A 17,741-nucleotide genomic window follows, 5' to 3' on the forward strand; every position below is an offset into this window, starting at 1 on the left:
CCTTGAACACTTCCTCCGCGCTGCCGAGGATGGTGGCGCCGGCCTTCTGGTAGGCGCTGTCCGGACAGTCGATGCCGCTGCCGGCTTTCGTCTCCACGAACAGCTCATGACCCGCGGCGATGAGTTCGCGCACGGAGCCTGGCGTCAGGCCGACGCGATATTCGTGGTTCTTGATTTCCTTCGGAACGCCGATCTTCATTCTCAATCCACTTTTGCGATCTGCTCGGCGAGCATGCCGAACATGGTGTCGATCTGTGTGTCCTCGACGATCAGCGGCGGCGACAGCGCGATCGTGTCGCCCGTCGCGCGCACCAGCAGACCGGCGTCGAAGCAGCGCTGGAAGACCTCCGTCCCGCGCTTGCCGGGGGCGCCGGCGCGCGGCTCCAGCTCGATCCCGGCGACCAGGCCAAGGTTGCGCAGGTCGATAACGTGGCGCGTGCCCTTGAGCGCGTGCAGGGAGTCTTCCCAGTGCTTTTCCAGCGAGGCGGCGCGGGCGAAGAGGCTTTCGTCGCGGTAGAGGTCGAGCGTCGCGAGGCCGGCCGCGGCGGCGAGCGGGTGGCCGGAATAGGTGTAGCCGTGGAACAGCTCGATGCCCTCGGGTGCGTTCTCGACGATCTGGTCGTGGACCTTACGGGAGGCGGCGACGGCGCCCATCGGCACGGCACCGTTGTTGAGGCCCTTAGCCATGGTGATCATGTCCGGCACGACGCCGAACCGCTCGGCCGCGGTGGCGGTGCCGAGGCGGCCAAAGGCAGTGATGACCTCGTCAAAGATCAGCAGGATGTCGTGCTGGTGCGTAAGCTCGCGCAGGCGTTCGAGGTAACCGACTGGCGGGATGAGGACTCCGGTGGAACCCGCCACCGGCTCGACGATCACGGCGGCGATGGTCTCGGCGCCGTGCAGGGCCACGATGCGCTCCAGGTCGTCGGCGAGGTGCGTGCCCCAGTCGGGCTGGCCGCGGCTGAAGGCCATGTCCTTCAGGCTATGCGTGTGCGGCAGGTGATCGACGCCGGTCAGCAAAGTCCCGAAGGCGCGGCGATTGTTGACGATGCCGCCGACCGAGATGCCGCCGAAACCGGTGCCATGATAGCCGCGCTCGCGCCCGATCAACCGGGTCTTGCCGCCGAAGCCGCGCGAGCGCTGGTAGGCGAGGGCGATCTTGAGCGCGCTGTCCACCGCTTCGGAGCCGCTGTTGGCGAAGAAGATGCGATCGAGGCCTTCGGGCATCATCTCGCCGAGACGGGTCGCGAGTTCGAAAGGAAGCGGATGGCCCAGCTGGAAGGTAGGGGCGTAGTCGAGCTCTCCGGCAGTCTTGCGAATGGCTTCGGTAATCGGTGCCCGGCCGTGGCCCGCGTTCACGCACCACAGTCCGGCGGTGCCATCGAGCACCTGCCGGCCGTCGGACGAGCGGTAGTGCATCCCTTCGGCCGAGACGAACAGGCGCGGGTCGCGCTTGAACGCGCGGTTGGCCGTGAACGGCATCCAGAAAGACGCAAGACGATCGTTGGTCAGCATGGTTGAACCCCTGTGCAGGGCATCGTCTTTCACCGGAAAGCGAACAAGTCACATTCCCTTTGGCGGTAGCTATCGATTTTCCCGATAGCTATGCTCCCAAAGATTGGGCTGGTGCTTGCATCGTCTTCTGTCCAGCATGACGGTGCCGTTACAAATCATTCGACCGCGTGCGTACGGCGTCGCGGAAAATGAGGGGGAAGCTGATGCGTAAGACTCCGATCCTTGTGAGCACCGCGGCGCTGGCGCTCATGGCCTCCGCCGCGCCGGCGAGCGCGCAGGACAGCGCTTCGCAGCCGGAGAACCAGGCGCAGTCGGGCCAGGCCGTCGCGACGCCCGGACCCGAGGCGGAGGCCGAAGCCGAAGAGGAAGCGAGCGGACCGTTCGAACTCGAGATCGCGCTGACCGGGGTGAGCGACTATCGCTTCCGCGGGATCTCGCTCAGCGACAAGGATCCGGCGTTTCAGCCGAGCATCACGCTGAGCCACGAAAGCGGGCTGTATGCGAGCGTCTGGGCCTCGACCATCGCGGAGAACGAGGGGTCGGACGTCGAGATCGATTATATCGTTGGCTACGCTACGACGCTTGGCCCGGTCGATGTCGACGTGAACGCAACCTATTATGCCTATCCGGGCACCGAAAACCTTCAATACTGGGAGTTCATCGGGAACGTCAGCCATTCCATTGGCGACGCGAGCGTCGGCTTCACCTTCGCCTGGACGCCCGAGCAGGGCAGCACGGTACCGGACCGCGGCCTCTACTTCGCGGTGCAGGGCGAGCTGCCGATCAAGAACACGCCGCTGAGCTTGACCGGATCGTTCGGGATCGAGGACAATGCCTTCTACGATAAGAAGAAGGACTGGTCGTTGGGCCTGAACGCGGACCTCGGCAGCGGCTTCACCGCCGGTGCGGCCTACGTCGACACCGGCCACAGTGGGGGCGACCCGCTGGGCAAGCCGACCGTGGTGTTCACGCTCAGCAAGGCGTTCACGACCTCCTTCTAAACCAAGGGAAAGGACCGGCGGGTGCTGGATGCCCGCCGGTGACCACCATGTCGAACAAGCTGGCCAGCTGGATCGCTGAGCACCAGATCGCCGAAGTTGAGTGCATCGTTCCCGACATGAACGGCGTGCAGCGCGGCAAGGTCCTGCCCGCGGCAAAGTTCCTGTCCGGGTTCAAGGACGGCACGCTGCGCATCCCCAGCAGCGTCTTTTCGGTGACCGTCACGGGTGAATATCCGGCCGATGTCGGGCACATCATCCCCGTGTTCGATCCCGACCTGGTGATGGCGCCAGACCCCGAGACCATCTGCGAGGCGCCGGGATACAAGACCCGGACGGCGTTCGTCATCGCCGACGTGCTGACCGGTGACGGCAATCCGGTGAACATCGCGCCCCGGATGATCCTGAAGCGCGTGCTGCAGCTGTACGAGGAGAAGGGGTGGAAGCCGGTGATCGCGCCCGAGGTCGAGTTCTACCTCGTGTCCCGTAACACCGACCCCGATATCCCGCTGGTGCCGCCGACCGGGCGCTCCGGAAGGCCGGAGACTGCGAGCCAGCCCTATGGCCTGGAGGCGCTGACCGAGTTCGAGGAGATCATCGAGCACCTATACGAGAATTGCGAGCAGGCGGGGCTGGATATCGACACGATGATCCACGAGTCCGGTGCGGCGCAGCTGGAGGTGAACTTCCTGCACGGCGACCCGCTGCGGCTGGCCGACGAAGTGTTGCTGTTCAAGCGCATCGTTCGCCAGGTGGCGCTGGAGCATGACGTCTACGCGACGTTCCTGGCCAAGCCGATGAGCGACCAGCCCGGCAGCGCCATGCACATCCACCAGTCGGTGCTGGATGCAGCGACCGGCAAGAACATCTTTTCCATGGCGAACGGCCGGGACAGCGCGGCATTTCGCAGCTACGTCGGCGGGCTGGTGCGGCTGCTGCCACAGATCGCGCCGATGTTCGCGCCGAACGTCAACAGCTTTCGCCGGATGCGGCCGGACAGCGATGCGCCGATCAACGTGCAATGGGGGTCCGACAACCGCAGCTGCGGCCTGCGCGTACCGGTCTCCAACGCCCGCAACCGCCGGGTGGAGAACCGGCTGCCGGGGGCGGATGCCAACCCGTACCTGGCCATCGCATCGTCGCTGGTCGCAGGCTACATCGGCATGGTCGAGCGCATGCAGCCGCCCAAGCAGATGGAAGGCAACGCCTACCATCGCGCGCGCACCCTGCCGCGCAGCCTGGAAGTGGCGCTGGACCGCTTCGCCCACTGCCGACCGGTCAAGGCGCTGCTGGGCGAGGAGTTCTTCGAGCTGTTCGCCGCCATCAAGGACACGGAGCTGCTTCACTATCACTCGGTGATCAGCAGCTGGGAGCGCGAGCACCTGCTGCTCCGCGTCTGACGAATGGAGGGCGGCCCGGGCAATTACTACCTCGCGACCGCGCACCCGTTCGAGCGGCAGCCGCCGCTGTCCGGCGAGGTCCGGTGCGACGTGGTGGTGGTGGGCGGCGGGTTCACCGGAACCGCGGCGGCGCTGGCGGCGGCGGAGGCGGGAGCCAGCGTGGTGCTGCTGGAGGCCGAGACGATCGGCTTTGGAGCGTCGGGGCGAAACGGAGGGCAGCTGATCCCCGGGCTGCGCTGGTCGGCGTCGCACCTGAAGCGTGAGTTCGGGCTGGAGCGGGCGCGTGCGGTGCATGACGTGGCGCTGCAGGCCGTGGAGCGCGTGAAGGCGCGGGTGGCGAAACACGGCATCGCCTGCGACCTCAAGCCTGGGCATCTGGAAGCGGCGTGGAAGCCCGCGCATTTCGCCGAGATCCGGCGCGAGGCGGACACGCTGGTGCGGGACTTCGGACGGACCGGGCTGGAGGTGGTGGAGCGGGCGGACATGGCACGGCACGTGGGGACTGACGCCTACCATGGCGGGCTGTTCGATGCGGAGGGGGGGCACTTTCACCCGCTCAACTATGTGCTCGGGCTGGCTGCGGCGGCGCAGCGCGTGGGCGTAGTGCTGCACGAGGGGAGCCGGGCAAGGCGGATCACCCAGAACGGCGCGGTGCGGGTGGAGACGGCGGGCGGAACCGTCGTCGCCGAGCAGGCCATCCTGGCGACCGATGCATGGACCGGTGACCTGAAGCCACGGCTTGGCCGGTTCACGGTGCCGTTGATGAACTACAATGTAGCGACGGCGCCGCTTGGGGATCTCGCACAGACCATCCTGCCGAGCGACGCCGCGGTGGCGGACAGCCGGTTCGTGCTCAACTACTTCCGGCTGAGCGCCGACAAGCGCCTGATCTTCGGTGGTGGAGAGCGATACCGGACCACGCCGCCGCGTGACATTGGCGGGTTCGTGCGGCCGTACATGGAGGGACTCTTTCCCGACCTGAGCGGGGTGGCGATCGACCATGGGTGGGGCGGGGTGGTGAGCGTGACCGCGAACCGGCTGCCGCACCTCGGGCGGGATGGAGCGATCCTGTTCGCACACGGCTTTTCAGGGCACGGCGCTTTGCTGACGACGCTGGCGGGCGAACTGTGCGCGGAGCAGCTGCACCGCTCGAGCCGGGGGTTCGACCTGCTGGCGGGGCTGCCGCACCGGCCCTTCCCGGGAGGGCGGCTGCTGGCACGGCCGCTGGCCACCCTGGGGCTTCTCTACTACGCCATGAAAGACCGCTTATGACCGACCGTGACAACGCCCTGGCCGAGGCCCGCGCCTTCTTCGACGCCCATCCGGAGGTGGATGCGGTCGACATGATCTTCACCAACATGTGCGGCGTGCCGCGCGGCAAGAGGCTGCGGCAGCACGAGGCGCTGGCGGTCTACGAGAACGGCCGGTTCCTGCCGATCAGCGTGACTTTCGCCGACATCACGGGCCGGGACGTGGAGGAGACCGGGCTATTGTGGGAGACGGGCGACGCGGATTGCCTGTGCCTGCCGGTGCCGGGGACCTTGGTGCCGGCGCCCTGGGGTGGGGCGGCGGCCGCGCAGTTCGTCACCAGCTTTCACGAGCTCGACCGTCGACCGCACGACCTCGACCCACGGGCGGTGCTGGCGAATGTGATCGCGCGGCTGAAGGAGGTCGGGCTGACGCCGGACATTGCGGTGGAGCTGGAGTTCTACCTGCTGGAGCGCGAGCCGGCAGCCGACGGCAAGCCGGTGCCGGCGCGAGCAGGTGGGCAGCATCGCAACGATATCCAGGTCTACGGCCTCACGGAGCTGGAGGACCAGCGGCCGTTCCTGGACGACCTCTATGCCTTTGCCGATGCGCAGAACATCCCGCTGGAAAGCGCCATCTCCGAATATGCGGCAGGGCAGTTCGAGCTGACGCTGGAGCACAAGCCGGACGCGATCCGCGCCTGTGACGAGGCGGTCATGTACAAGCGGATCGTGAAGGAAGCGGCGCGGCTGCACGGGCTGGAGGCGACGTTCATGGCCAAGCCGTTCGCCGACAGCGCTGGCAACGGCATGCACCTGCACATGAGCCTGGTGAACGAGGCCGGGGAGAATGCGTTCGCGGCAGAGGATCCGGAAGGCTCACCGTTGCTGCGCCATGCGATCGGGGGGATGCAGGCGCTGCTGGCCGACAGCTTCGCGTTGTTTGCGCCCAATGCGAACAGCTATCGCCGCTTTCGGGCGAACAGCTATGCGCCGGTGGCGCCGACCTGGGGCGTGAACAACCGCACCGTGTCCTTCCGGGTGCCGGCGGGTGCACCCAAGACCCGGCACGTGGAGCATCGCGTGTGCGGGGCGGACGCCAACCCTTATCTGGCGGTGGCGGCGGTGCTGGCTGCGATGCACCACGGGATCGTCAACAAGCTCGATCCCGGGCCGGCGATCGTCGGCAACGGCTATGAACAGGCGGGCGCCACAAGTGCCGCGCCCATGCCGGCCAACTGGTTCGCGGCGGTGGACCGCTTCGCCGGGTCCGCGGTGCTGAAGGACTATCTCGGCAGCCGGTTCGTGGAGGTGTTCTCGACCGTCAAGCGGAGCGAGCAGGATCGCTACTTCGCGGAAGTGCCGCAGCTCGACTACGGCTGGTACCTGCGCACGGCCTGACAGGCGGCAGGGCCGCACGCCTCCCGGCATGCGGCCCGCCCCCGATGCAGGTGAGTGGTTCAGGCGACCTGGAGCGGCGCGGCCCGGCGAAGCCGGCGGCGGCGCATCGCGAAGCCGATGGCGCCGAAGCCCAGCAGCATCATGGCCCAGGTGCCCGGCTCGGGAACCGGCGGCGTGCCGCCCGGGATGAGCACCGCGTTGGACCAGCCCTGCTGGTTCAGGTTCACGCTGTTCGCGCCAGTCGTGCCGAAGTCGAACAGGTAGAGCACGGTGTTGTTGCCGTTGCCCGAACCGGCATTGCCGAAGTGCAGGCTGATGATCTGCTCTCCGAACAGGGTCTCGGCGAAGTTGAGGACGGTGCCGGTCGAGCTGAAGAAGCTCTTGGTCGGGTCGAGCGCGGACCAGGCGACGTCGGTGTAGTCGCTGCCGACCAGCGCATCGATGGCGGCGTTCAGGTCGTCGATCCGGGCGTTGTTGTTGAGGTTGCCCTCGTAGATGCCCGCACAAGCGGTTGCATTGGGATCGGGAAGGGTGGCGTCACAGGCGCCGACGGTCACCAGGGCAGCGGATGCCGGGGACGCAAGCGTCATCGCAATCGCGGCCAACGCGGTACTTGCCAATATTCTCATCGGGGTCTCCCTGCCATGCACGAGCCAGCCCCCGCCCCATTCGACTCGTAGCGCAGGAGCATAGCAGAGAAACTAATCGAGGTTAATGTCCCTTAACCATATGCTGAGATGCAAGGTGCTGTCTCACCCCGACGCGCGATGCAGGATCGGACTGTAGGGAGGGCGCCGCTCAGCGGCGGGCGGGCGCAGGCTTCACGAACAGGAGGTTGAACAGCGACAGGAGCGCAAGGGCACGCATGGGTAATCTCGATGGATGTTTAGGTGCGCCGCAACATGCGGCCGAGACCATATATGCTGCAGTGCACAAAAACGCAAGATCAGCCACCTTGCGGTGAGGGCATGTCCATGAGATCCTTGGCATAAGGGACGCGGTTCTCCATCAGCCTGAACACGTCGCCGTCCCAGGACTGGAGCACCTCCGCCGCGCTGAGCGTCTGTTCCGGGGCGACGCATTCCGTCGGCTCATAGACGTGGGTGACGGGGTTGACGGCCTCCTTGTAGTGGAAGCAGGCCCGCACCTTGCCGCGGACCTCCCGCGTGCCCCAGCTGCCCTTCACGACGTTCTGGTTCCTCGGGTACCACATGCGCAACTCGCCGGAAGGATCGGTATATTCGACATAGACGCCGTGGCCGAGCTGGTAGACCATCTTGGTTTTGCCGCTGAGAGCCGCCCGAAGTTCGGAAGTCAGCTGTTCGTCCGACAGGTCGCGGATACGTCGCCGTGTATCGGCCTGCTTCTTTTCGGCCGCGACCATGATCCGGCCCGCCTCCTTGAAGCTGAGGATCGCGGAAGGCGGCGTGGTTGGCGCCTGAGCCGCGGCTGCAGCTAGGAACGCGAGAAAGGTCATCTTACCCCCTGAGTACTCGAGAACCCCCGTTCTCGGGACAGTGATGGCAGGCCCTGACCGCGTCCGCAATGACTCGTCAGCTGAGGCAAACGGAAGCCGAATGCCCACCGGGGAGTGGATCCGGTCGGTCCTGTCCGATGGGCCATGCTGGCTAAGATGGCTCAGCGGCAAGCTCGGGCGGGCTAGGTGCTGTCTCACCGTTTCGCTGCAACGGCTTGGCGGCACTCTGGCTTTCACGCGCAACCACGCACCTCGTCGCCTGTTTGTTGGCGGACGTGGATCAGGAGATAGGCGATGAGCGGACCTCGGCGCGACAGCAACGACAGCACACGTGGCGGCCCACTTCACGGACGCGGCCACAATTCGACCGACGACAACAAGAAAGCTGGCCGTGCTACTGGTAAGCACCAGCTCGACGACAACGCGCGGCCGCCGAACCAGTAAGCGATGCAGCACTGAATGTCCGCTGTGGGTGGCAAGCGGACGTTAGCTTGCAGCGCCGATCAAGGGCATCCCTGACCTCCTGTTCGGGGGCGAAACGGCGGGAACGTTCGCCGTGGGGCTCTGTTCGGTGAGAATGATCAACACGCTCCCCAAAGAAGTTCTGGTCGTCGAAGACGAGCCGCTCGTCAGGATGGTCGCAGCCGATGCACTCACTGATCGGGGCATCATGGCATGGGAGGCTGCCGACGCAGGTGAGGCCCTCGAGGTGCTCGAGCAGCATCCGCGCATTGGGCTGTTGTTCACAGACGTGAACATGCCGGGTGAGATGAACGGGCTTCACCTGGCTCACGAAGTCAGTGTGAAAAGGCCTGACGTTGGTCTAATCGTGACTTCCGGTGCGGTGAGGCTCACTGACGAGGATTTGCCGGATAACGGCACCTTCTTGCCAAAGCCGTACCCAACCGAGCAGCTGATCAACATCGTTGAGGAAAAGCTTGACGGTGACCACTTCTGAGCCGGTAGCCGATTGGGAGGCGGAAACTAGGTATCCTCGCCGTCAATGAAGATGATCGTAGTTGTGGTTCCTTCCGGTGAACTGTGCTGCTCGAACTCACCGGCAACTTGACGGACCAAAGATTGCAGCAAGCGGGTTCCGGTGCCGCAACTCGCGTCCTTGGGGATGCCGGAGCCGTCATCTTTCACCTGGAGCATAGCTCGGCCTCCACCGGCACCGGCGGATAGCTCCACGATTACGCTGCCTGCCGAGCGATCCTGAAAGGCATACTTCAGGCTGTTCGTGACAAGCTCGTTGACAATGAGGCCAACGGGCACGGCCCGTTCAGCGGGAAGGGAGATGTCGTCCGCTCTGACGGTCACACTGACCTCCTCTCGTTGGCTAGCGAGACCGGTGCAGATTGCCCGCAAGTACGCTGGCATCGCGATCTTTTGATCGGAGCGTGTGGGAGAAAGCTGATCGTTGCCCAGTGAAACGGCCATGATCCGTTCGGCAACTTTGCTCATAATGTCCCGTCCCTGCTGCGTCGGCAGCTTTGGCTGCTCCAGCGAGATCATCGACAGGATCATCTGAAAGTAGTTCTTCACGCGGTGCTGCATCTCCGCGAGGAAGAGGTCCCGCTCCTGCTTCTCAAGGGCGGCTGCAGCGAGAGCATCCCGGTGCGCCTCTTCAGCTTGGTGACGCTGGATAACGCTGGCGATGAGGCGCGAAACTGCAAGCAGGAAATCGACTGTGTCCTCTCGGAAGTCCCGCTGTTCGTTGTGGTCGACCTCCAATACGCCCCATGAAGCCTTGTCCGTCACAATCGGCACGTTCACCAGCGAGACAATGCCGTGTTCCAGCAGGCTGCGAGAGGGTCTGAACTCTTCGCTCGCCCTAATGTCAACAACGACAACTGGCTCTGCCGTTTGGAACGCTCGACCAGGAGCCGATCTCAAGTTGATCGGAAAGGTCGTCTGACCAACGACACCTTTGCGCCAGCCGATCCCGGCGATCAGCAGTAAGTCGCCTTCCACGGGACGGTAACGAAGTATCTTCGTGTTGCTCACCTCAAGTGCGAGCGCCACTTGAGAGACTGCATGGCGGAGGAACTGCTCCAAAGGCATCGTTTGTGATGCCAGCAAACCCAAATCGATAATGATGCGCTGGTGCTGACGGAGCTTATCAACTTCGGTGTAACCGGCTTTATTGATCCTTCGCGGCACTCGTTCTCTCCATGGTCCTGCCAGCAAACGCTGTCGGCACAGATCGGATGCAGGCAACGTCCAAGATGGGTCGAGGGCAAGCGCAAGCCGCAGTGTTCGAAACGGGTGGAAACTCAAGTCTCCGGTAGGTTTACGCCCTCGGTCGTGTTAGAAGCGGACCATCGCGCTTGACCCATGGTCGTAAGCCATGGGCGGCTGAGAGACGCAGTGCTCCCGCTTACCAGGGAGAACTTCCATGACACTGAGCGTTCTATTCCCGACACAGGCACAAAGAAGCGACGCTGCCGAGCAGCTCCTCGAACAGGCGGCATCGTGCCTGCGCCTAGCCAGAGTGGCACGAACGTCAGAGGGAGCGACTGCGTTACGGGCCGTCGCGCATCAGTTGAGCTGAATGCTGAGCGTGTTGCCGTAGGTCACGGGATCCGGCTGTAGGTCTGTGGACACGGTGAGACGCGCCTTCGAACTCGCGCCAGAGTGTGTCGGCTTGGACGCTGTTCGAGCCAAGCTGCGCCGCGAGGGTTACAGCCAAGTCGACGAGCATCTTGCAAGCAAGACTCTTCAGAAGACGTTGAAGAAGCTACTCGGCGCGAGCCTGCGCTAGGCTTCGATTAGAACCACGTCTCGGAAGTAGACGCTTGTCAGCACAGCTCCGTGCTCGTCCTCGACATCGATCCGGTGACTGAGCACAAGCCTGGCGTCGGTCTTGACCATCTCCAATCAACACCCTTGCTTCTCTCATTGCTTCTGCGTGAGCAGCCGGCAAGTCCGGGAACTCTCGGCCTTCAAGATCCGGCACGTCGGGGTCGTTATGCAGATGAAAGTAAAAACGGGGCATTGTCCAAGAGCGCAGACCGGCCCTGGTCGTTCCAAGCGCTAACTCAGGTGAGGCCGAATGTCCGGAATGGGTCGAGAACCGACATCAATCTCCGTGCATGAACATGCCGGAGTTAAACATCACCACGAAGAGCAAGATGATGACCGCAACGGTGAAGAGCCAGCCAACCTTCCAGTTCATCTCGCACCTGTAGCGGTTCTGGCTAACGTCCAAAATGGGTCGTAAGCGGACCCTCGATTACCGCTCCGGCCGCTTGCCCCGCGCGGTTTCCATGAAGGCGGTGACGGCTTCGCCCTGGCGGGTGAGGCGGCGCCAGACCAGGCCGATGTCCACGGTGGGGAGGGGCTCGCGCGTGCGCTTGGCGACGATGCGATCGCCGTCGAGGCTCCACGGGCGGTAGAGGAGGTCGGGAAGGATGGCGAGGCCGGCGTTGGTGCCGACCAGGCCGCGGATCGCCTCGATGGAGGCGCTGCGGTAGGCGGGCTTGCGGTGGTTGGGCTGGGTCTTCCAGACGGCTTCGCTGACGGCCTGGAGTTCTTCGCGCGCGATGTCGATGAGGGGCTCGTCGGCAAGCTCGGCGATGCTGACCTTGTCCTGGTCGGCCAGGCGGTGGCGGGGCGCCATCCAGACCCGCATGTCGCTGCGCAGCAGGACGTCGTGGTCAAGCGCTTCGGGGCGGGTCAGGCCGGGGACGATCAGGATGCCGAGGTCGAGCTCGCCGTTGACGAGCATGTGCTCGATATAGTCGCTGCGTTCCTCGACGACGCGGATCTCCACGGCCGGAAAGGCCTGGCGGTAGCGGGCCATGAGGTCGGTCAGGAAGTAGCCGGTGACGATCGGCGTTGCGCCGAGCATCAGCCGCCCTTCGACGTCGTGCGTGTTCTGTCCAAGGCCGTCGCGGATGCCGTTGACCGCGTCGAGGATGTTGCGGGCGTGGCGGAGGAACTGCTGGCCTTCGCGGGTCAGGATCACGCCCTTGGCGTGGCGCGCGAACAGCTCCGCCCCGACGTCGGCCTCGATGAAGCGGATGGCTTCGGTGACGGCGCTCTGGGAGATGCCGACGCTGGCCGCGCCGCGGGAGATGGAGCGGCTTTCCGCCACCGCGATGAAGTAGCGCATCTGGCGAAAGGTGATGTTCATTCGGCCATCGGTTTATCAGATAGGTATCGCCATGCATAATCGGCTGGCGCTTGGCTGGCGAGGGGAGTTTGTTTCGGCTCGCAAAACCCGCAGCCTCGGACAGGGCGTTGAAACCCTCTTCCGAGTCTCGCGGAATCGGTCCAGCATGCTTCGCTTGAAGCGAGCAGCACGGGAGGAGGGGCGATGAAAGACATTCAGATGAAGCTCGGCGAGTTGAAGGCCAACCGCCGGTCCATCCTGCAAGGCCTCGGCGCGGCCGCGGTCGGCATCAGCCTTGGCGGACTTCTTTCATCCTGCGGCGGCAGCGGTGGCGGCGAGAGCAATACCCAGGCCGGCGGCGCCGGGGCGAAGATCCAACCGACCGGCGAGGAGCCGAAGCTCAACTTCTACAACTGGGACACGTACATCGGCGAGACCACGCTGGCGGACTTCAAGGAAGCGAGTGGCGTCGACGTGAACATGAGCCTGTTCGCGACCAACGACGAGCTGTTCGCCAAGCTGCGCGCGGGAAATCCGGGCTTTGACGTGATCGTGCCGTCGAATGACTTCGTCGAGCGCATGATCCCCGCGGGCATGATCGTGCCCCTGGATCACAGCCTGATCCCGAACATCAAGAACGTCGACCCGCAGTTCATGAACGTCGAGTACGATCCAGGCCGCAAATATTCGCTGCCCTACACCTGGCTGGTGCTCGGCATCGGCTATCGCAAGTCCAAGGTTCCGGGCGGCGTGAACAGCTGGAAGCCGCTGTTCGACAGCAACCAATATGCTGGCCGCATCTCGCTGCTGTCAGAGGCGGGCGACCTGTATCGCCTTTATGGCAAGTATATCGGCAAGTCGGTCAACGACCTCACCAAGGAGGACATCGATCGCATCACCCAGATGATGATCAAGCAGAAGCCGTTCGTGAAGGTGTTCCACGAGGACAATGGCCAGGACCTGCTGCTGAAGGGCGAGGTGGACCTGGTGCTGGAGTATAACGGCGACATCGCCCAGGCGATGACCGAGGACGACGACATCGACTTCGTGATCCCGACGGAGGGCAGTCAGCTCAATTCCGACACCTTGTGCATCCCCAAGGGGGCACCGCATCCGAAGAACGCCCACGCCTTCATCAACTACATCCTGGATGGAGAAGTGGGGAAGAAGATCACGGAGACGATCCTCTACCCGACGCCGAACAATGCGGCGAAGGCCCTGATGCCGGACGAATACCGGAACAATCCAGTGATCTTCCCGCCGCAGGATCGGCTGGCGAAGTGCGAATATGCCAAGTTCCGGCCCGACATGCAGCCGCTCTACGAGGAAGGCTTCACTCGGGTCCGCGCAGCGTAAGGTCCGATGCAAGACTGGAAACTCAGCCGCCGGTTCTTCGCGGCTGTAGCCTCGGCGCCGATTGCGTGGCTGTTTCTGTTCTTTGTCCTGCCGATGGCGATCGTCTGGGGCTACAGCTTCGGGCGCAACGTCGGCCTGACCGAGATCGAGATCAGCGGCACCTTCGCCAACTATGGCAAGGCGCTGGAGCCGCTGTACCTCGAGATCATGCTGAAGTCGGTGGTGGTGGCGGCGATCACCACCGCCATCTGCTTCGTGGTCGGCTTTCCAGTGGCGATGGCGATCGCATTCGCGCGCGACAAGTGGAAGCCTTGGCTGCTGCTGCTGATCATGCTGCCGTTCTGGACGAACCTCCTGATCCGGACCTACGCGCTGCTCTTCGTGCTGGGCGGGCGTGGGCTTGTGAACAGCGGGATCGAGCATCTGTACAATGGCACCAGCCTGGTGTCGCAGCTGCTGGGCTTCGGGGCGTTCGACCCGTACCAGCCGGTGCAGCTGCTTTATAACAACTTCGCGCTGATCCTGGGGCTGGTCTACGTGCACCTGCCCTTCATGGTGCTGCCGCTGTATGCGGCGCTGGACCGGCTGGACAAGAGCCTGATCGAGGCGAGCCTGGACCTGGGAGCGGGGCACTGGAAGACGATCACGCGCATCGTCATCCCGATGGCGATGCCGGGGATCCTGTCGGGGCTGCTGATCACGTTCGTGCCGGCGCTGGGCGCGTACCTGACGCCGGACCTGATGGGCGGGACGGACAGCCAGATGATCGCCAACGTGATCGAGCGGCAGTTCAAGCGCGCCAACGACTGGCCGTTCGGCGCGGCGCTGTCGTTCCTGCTGCTCTATGCGACGTTCATCCTGATTGCGTTGCAGGCGCTGCGCAGCCGCAAGGAGGCGCGGCAATGAGGTTGATGCGGCGCACCCCCATCGCCCCGCTGGAATATTCCCGGCGCCTATGGCTGCGGTCCTGGGTCGGGGGCGTGGCGCTGTTCCTGTACCTGCCGCTGCTGGTCCTGATCATCTTCAGCTTCAACGACAGCAAGCGCAACGTCGTCTGGCGGGGCTTCACGACCAAGTGGTACGGCAAGGTCCTCGAGAACGAGTCCCTCATGGCGGCGCTCGGCAACTCGCTGACCATCGCCTTCCTGGCGACGCTGATCAGCGTGGTGCTGGGAACGCTCGCGGCGGTGCTGCTGTGGCGTTTCCGCTTTCCCGGGCGGGCGGGGATCGAGGGCACGATGGCATTGCCGATCGTGGTGCCCGAGATCTGCCTCGGCGTCGCCTTCCTCGTGTTCTTCGCGCAGGTCGGCTGGCCCAACGACCTGATCTGGCCGCTGAGCCTGGGCAACATCACCATCGCCCACGTGACCTTCTGCTTCCCGTTCGTGGCGCTGGTGGTGAGGGCGCGCCTGGCGAGCTTCAACCGGGAGCAGGAAGAGGCGGCACGGGACCTTGGCGCGAGCGAGTGGCAGTCGTTCCGGGACGTGCTGCTGCCGCACATGAAGCCGGGGATCATCGCCGGCGCGCTGCTGAGCTTCACCCTGAGCCTCGACGACTTCGTGATCACCTTCTTCACCAGCGGGCCGAACACCATCACCTTCCCGGTGAAGGTCTATTCGATGGTTCGCTTCTCGGTGACACCGGAAGTGAACGCCGTTTCCGCCCTGCTCATCCTCCTCACCGTCATCCTCACCGCCGTGGCGCTGAAGATGCAGGACATCTCCAAGACGAACGCGAGCTGATGCCCGAACCGATCATTGAAATCCGCAACGTCATCAAACGCTTCGGCAACCTGGCGGCGGTCGACAACGTCTCCCTGACGATTCACAAGGGGGAGTTCTTCGTGCTCCTGGGCCCATCGGGCTGCGGCAAAACGACGCTGTTGCGGATGCTGGCCGGGTTCGAACTGCCGACCGAGGGGCAGATCCTGATCGACGGGCAGAACATGAGCATGGTGCCGCCCAACAAGCGGCCCGTGAACATGGTGTTCCAGAGCTATGCCGTGTTCCCGCACATGTCGGTGGCGGACAATGTCGGCTACGGCCTGCGGATTGCGCGGACCCCGAAGAGCGAGATCGGCGACCGGGTGCAGGAAGCGCTCTCGCTGGTCCAGCTCGGCGGCCTGGGCGAGCGCATGCCGGACCAGCTGTCGGGTGGGCAGCGGCAGCGGGTGGCGCTGGCGCGAAGCCTGGTGATGAAGCCCAAGGTGCTGCTGCTGGACGAGCCGCTGTCGGCGCTGGACGCGAAGCTGCGCGCCCAGATGCAGTTCGAGCTGGCGGAGATCCAGAGCAAGGTCGGGATCACCTTCATCACCGTGACCCATGACCAGGACGAGGCGCTGTCGCTGGCGGACCGGATCGCGGTCATGAACAAGGGGCAGATCGCGCAGCTGGCGACCTGTTCGGACATCTACGAATATCCCGCCAACCGCTTTGTCGCGGACTTCATCGGTTCGGTGAACATCTTCGAAGGGCGGATGGTGATCGACGAGCCTGAGCGGGCGGAGATCCACTGTCCCGAGCTTGGCCGGGTGTACCTCAACCATGGCGTGACCGGCCCGCACGGCAGCAACCTGTGGGTGGCGATCCGGCCGGAGAAGATCACCCTGTGCAAGCCGGGGCAGGCGGCGCCGAAGGACTCGCCTGAGGGCACGAACCATGCGGACGGGGTGATCCGCGGGATGAGCTACCTGGGCGATATCACCATCTACGAGGTCGAGCTGCCGAGCGGGCGGCGCATCCGAGTGTCTCGCACCAACCTGTCGCGCTTCGACCAGGACGACTTCACCTGGGACGATCCGGTTTCGCTGCACTGGCACCCGACCAGCCCGGTGACGCTGCTGTCGTGAGCGAGCGGATCGGCGGGGTCGAAGCGGGTCGGCTGCGCGCCTTCCGGTCCGCGGAGGAGCAGCGCTATGCGGCGGCTCGGCCGCGATCCGCGGAGCTGGCGCGCGAGGCAGCGGAGACCCTGGTCGGCGGCGTGCCGATGCAGTGGATGACCGACTGGCCGTTGCCATTTCCGATGTTCATCGACCATGCCGAGGGCGCGAGCCTGACGGACGTGGACGGGCACGCTTATGCCGACTTCTGCCTGGGCGACACGGGAGCGATGTTCGGCCACGCCGCGCCGGCGGTGGTGCGGGCGGTGCAGGGGCAGGCGACGCGAGGCTTCACGCACATGCTGCCGACCGTGGATGCGCCGGTGGTCGGGAGATTGCTGCGGGAGGTGTTCGGCCTCCACGCGTGGCAGATCGCGCTAACCGCCACCGACGCGAACCGGTTTGCGCTGCGAGTGGCGCGGGCGATCACGTGCCGCCCGCGCATCCTGGTGTTCAATGGCTGTTATCACGGCACGGTGGAGGAGGCGTTCGTCCAGCTGGCGGACGGACAGCAGCGGACGCGGTCCGGGATGCTGGGGCAGTTCCGGGACATCACGCAGGACGCCTCCGTGGTCGAGTTCAACGACCTCGATGCCCTGGAGCGGGAGCTGGCGCGGGGCGATATCGCCTGCGTGATTACGGAGCCGGTGCTGACCAACAGCGCCATGGTGCTGCCGGAGCCGGGGTTCCACGACGGCTTGCGGCGCCTGACGCGGGAGGCGGGGACACTGCTGCTGATCGACGAGACGCATACGCTCTCGTCCGGCTACGGCGGCTACACGCGGGTGCATGGGCTTGAGCCCGACATCTGGGTGTGCGGGAAGGCGATCGCGGGCGGGGTGCCGACGGCGGTCTGGGGGATGACGCGGCTGGTGGCCGAGCGCTTCGCGGAGGCGCTGGCGCGGAAGGGGCCGGGCCATTCCGGCATGGGGACGACGCTGGCCGGCAATGCGCTGAGCCTGGCGGCGCTGCGGGCCAACCTGGAGGAGGTGCTGACCCCGGCCAATTACGCGCACATGGGAGGACTGGCGGAGCGGCTGGCGGGCGGATTGAGCGGCATCCTGGAGCAGGCGGGGCTGCCGTGGCACATCGCACGGGTCGGCGCGCGGATCGAGTTCGTGCTGGCGCAGCGACCGTTGCGCAATGGAACGGAAGCGGCAGCGGCGCACCTGACGGAGGTGGAGCAGGCGCTGCACATCGGACTGCTCAACCGCGGCGTCCTGATCGCGCCGTTCCACAACATGATGCTGGTCTCCCCCGCCACCAGTGAGCGGGACTGCGACGCGATGGTCGCGGCTACGGCGGAGGTCGTCCGCGAACTCGCGCATTGAATTCGGCGGTCGCCCGATCCA

15 protein-coding genes and 2 pseudogenes are annotated in these 17,741 nt (G+C 64.9%); 10 read left to right on the forward strand and 7 right to left on the reverse strand.

Going from position 1 to position 17,741, the window contains the following annotated elements:
* A pseudogene (locus JT720_RS11420) lies at positions 1-199 on the reverse strand (alanine dehydrogenase); the annotation flags it as partial.
* 2 nt (positions 200-201) lie between these two features.
* Positions 202-1,515 carry an omega-aminotransferase AptA gene (aptA, locus tag JT720_RS11425; RefSeq protein ID WP_237219949.1) on the reverse strand — a complete coding sequence of 438 codons (1,314 nt, stop codon included), beginning with the start codon at positions 1,513-1,515 and terminating at the stop codon, positions 202-204.
* Positions 1,516-1,718: 203 nt separating this feature from the next.
* Between aptA and JT720_RS11430 the strand changes: the two genes are divergently transcribed.
* Genes JT720_RS11430 through JT720_RS11445 form a run of 4 tightly spaced genes read left to right on the forward strand, consistent with a single transcriptional unit; the run spans position 1,719 to position 6,561 of the window.
* The gene (locus JT720_RS11430; protein ID WP_205481440.1) at positions 1,719-2,516 is read left to right on the forward strand and encodes a TorF family putative porin; all 798 of its coding nucleotides are present in this window, start codon (positions 1,719-1,721) and stop codon (positions 2,514-2,516) included.
* A 47-nt stretch (positions 2,517-2,563) separates the two neighbouring features.
* On the forward strand, positions 2,564-3,913 hold the full coding sequence (locus tag JT720_RS11435) for a glutamine synthetase family protein (protein ID WP_205481661.1): 1,350 nt from the start codon (positions 2,564-2,566) through the stop codon (positions 3,911-3,913).
* A 3-nt stretch (positions 3,914-3,916) separates the two neighbouring features.
* Entirely contained in the window at positions 3,917-5,185 is a 1,269-nt protein-coding gene (locus JT720_RS11440; RefSeq protein WP_205481441.1) for an NAD(P)/FAD-dependent oxidoreductase, read from the forward strand.
* A complete protein-coding gene (locus JT720_RS11445) occupies positions 5,182-6,561 on the forward strand; it encodes a glutamine synthetase family protein (RefSeq protein WP_205481442.1) in 1,380 nt (459 codons plus the stop codon). The genes JT720_RS11440 and JT720_RS11445 overlap by 4 nt, the downstream gene beginning before the upstream one ends.
* Positions 6,562-6,620: 59 nt before the next feature.
* On the opposite strand, the pseudogene JT720_RS14255 reads toward JT720_RS11445, so the two are convergent.
* Both JT720_RS14255 and JT720_RS11455 read right to left on the reverse strand, forming a co-directional pair.
* Positions 6,621-6,731: pseudogene (locus JT720_RS14255) on the reverse strand (PEPxxWA-CTERM sorting domain-containing protein); the annotation flags it as partial.
* A 776-nt stretch (positions 6,732-7,507) separates the two neighbouring features.
* The gene (locus tag JT720_RS11455; protein ID WP_205481443.1) at positions 7,508-8,038 is read right to left on the reverse strand and encodes a hypothetical protein; all 531 of its coding nucleotides are present in this window, start codon (positions 8,036-8,038) and stop codon (positions 7,508-7,510) included.
* 577 nt (positions 8,039-8,615) lie between these two features.
* Between JT720_RS11455 and JT720_RS11460 the strand changes: the two genes are divergently transcribed.
* Positions 8,616-8,996, forward strand: a complete 381-nt coding sequence (locus tag JT720_RS11460) for a response regulator (RefSeq protein ID WP_205481444.1) — start codon at positions 8,616-8,618, stop codon at positions 8,994-8,996.
* Positions 8,997-9,022: 26 nt separating this feature from the next.
* On the opposite strand, the gene JT720_RS11465 is transcribed toward JT720_RS11460, so the two are convergent.
* From JT720_RS11465 to JT720_RS11470, 3 genes are all read right to left on the reverse strand, one after another.
* Positions 9,023-10,201, reverse strand: a complete 1,179-nt coding sequence (locus tag JT720_RS11465) for a GAF domain-containing protein (RefSeq protein ID WP_205481445.1) — start codon at positions 10,199-10,201, stop codon at positions 9,023-9,025.
* Positions 10,202-10,778: 577 nt separating this feature from the next.
* The gene (locus tag JT720_RS14260) at positions 10,779-11,036 is read right to left on the reverse strand and encodes a DUF6894 family protein (RefSeq protein ID WP_419555406.1); all 258 of its coding nucleotides are present in this window, start codon (positions 11,034-11,036) and stop codon (positions 10,779-10,781) included.
* A gap of 237 nt (positions 11,037-11,273) precedes the next feature.
* Positions 11,274-12,176 (reverse strand): LysR family transcriptional regulator, encoded by a 903-nt coding sequence (locus JT720_RS11470; RefSeq protein ID WP_205481446.1) that lies wholly within the window; start codon positions 12,174-12,176, stop codon positions 11,274-11,276.
* A gap of 183 nt (positions 12,177-12,359) precedes the next feature.
* On the opposite strand from JT720_RS11470, the gene JT720_RS11475 reads away from it, so the two are divergent.
* Genes JT720_RS11475 through JT720_RS11495 form a run of 5 tightly spaced genes read left to right on the forward strand, consistent with a single transcriptional unit; the run spans position 12,360 to position 17,720 of the window.
* Complete coding sequence (locus JT720_RS11475; RefSeq protein WP_237219951.1) at positions 12,360-13,511, forward strand: ABC transporter substrate-binding protein; 1,152 nt, start codon at positions 12,360-12,362, stop codon at positions 13,509-13,511.
* Positions 13,512-13,517: 6 nt separating this feature from the next.
* Entirely contained in the window at positions 13,518-14,417 is a 900-nt protein-coding gene (locus JT720_RS11480) for an ABC transporter permease (RefSeq protein ID WP_205481447.1), read from the forward strand.
* Positions 14,414-15,253: an ABC transporter permease gene (locus JT720_RS11485; RefSeq protein WP_205481448.1), complete on the forward strand. Its 840-nt coding sequence runs from the start codon at positions 14,414-14,416 to the stop codon at positions 15,251-15,253. Before JT720_RS11480 ends, JT720_RS11485 begins: the two co-directional genes overlap by 4 nt.
* Complete coding sequence (locus tag JT720_RS11490; protein WP_205481449.1) at positions 15,253-16,359, forward strand: ABC transporter ATP-binding protein; 1,107 nt, start codon at positions 15,253-15,255, stop codon at positions 16,357-16,359. The genes JT720_RS11485 and JT720_RS11490 overlap by 1 nt, the downstream gene beginning before the upstream one ends.
* Positions 16,356-17,720, forward strand: coding sequence for a transaminase (locus JT720_RS11495; RefSeq protein ID WP_205481450.1), 1,365 nt, complete (start codon positions 16,356-16,358; stop codon positions 17,718-17,720). The genes JT720_RS11490 and JT720_RS11495 overlap by 4 nt, the downstream gene beginning before the upstream one ends.
* Positions 17,721-17,741 lie beyond the last annotated feature (21 nt).

The organism is Sphingomonas arenae (assembly GCF_016924655.1).
Classification (GTDB): domain Bacteria; phylum Pseudomonadota; class Alphaproteobacteria; order Sphingomonadales; family Sphingomonadaceae; genus Sphingomicrobium; species Sphingomicrobium arenae.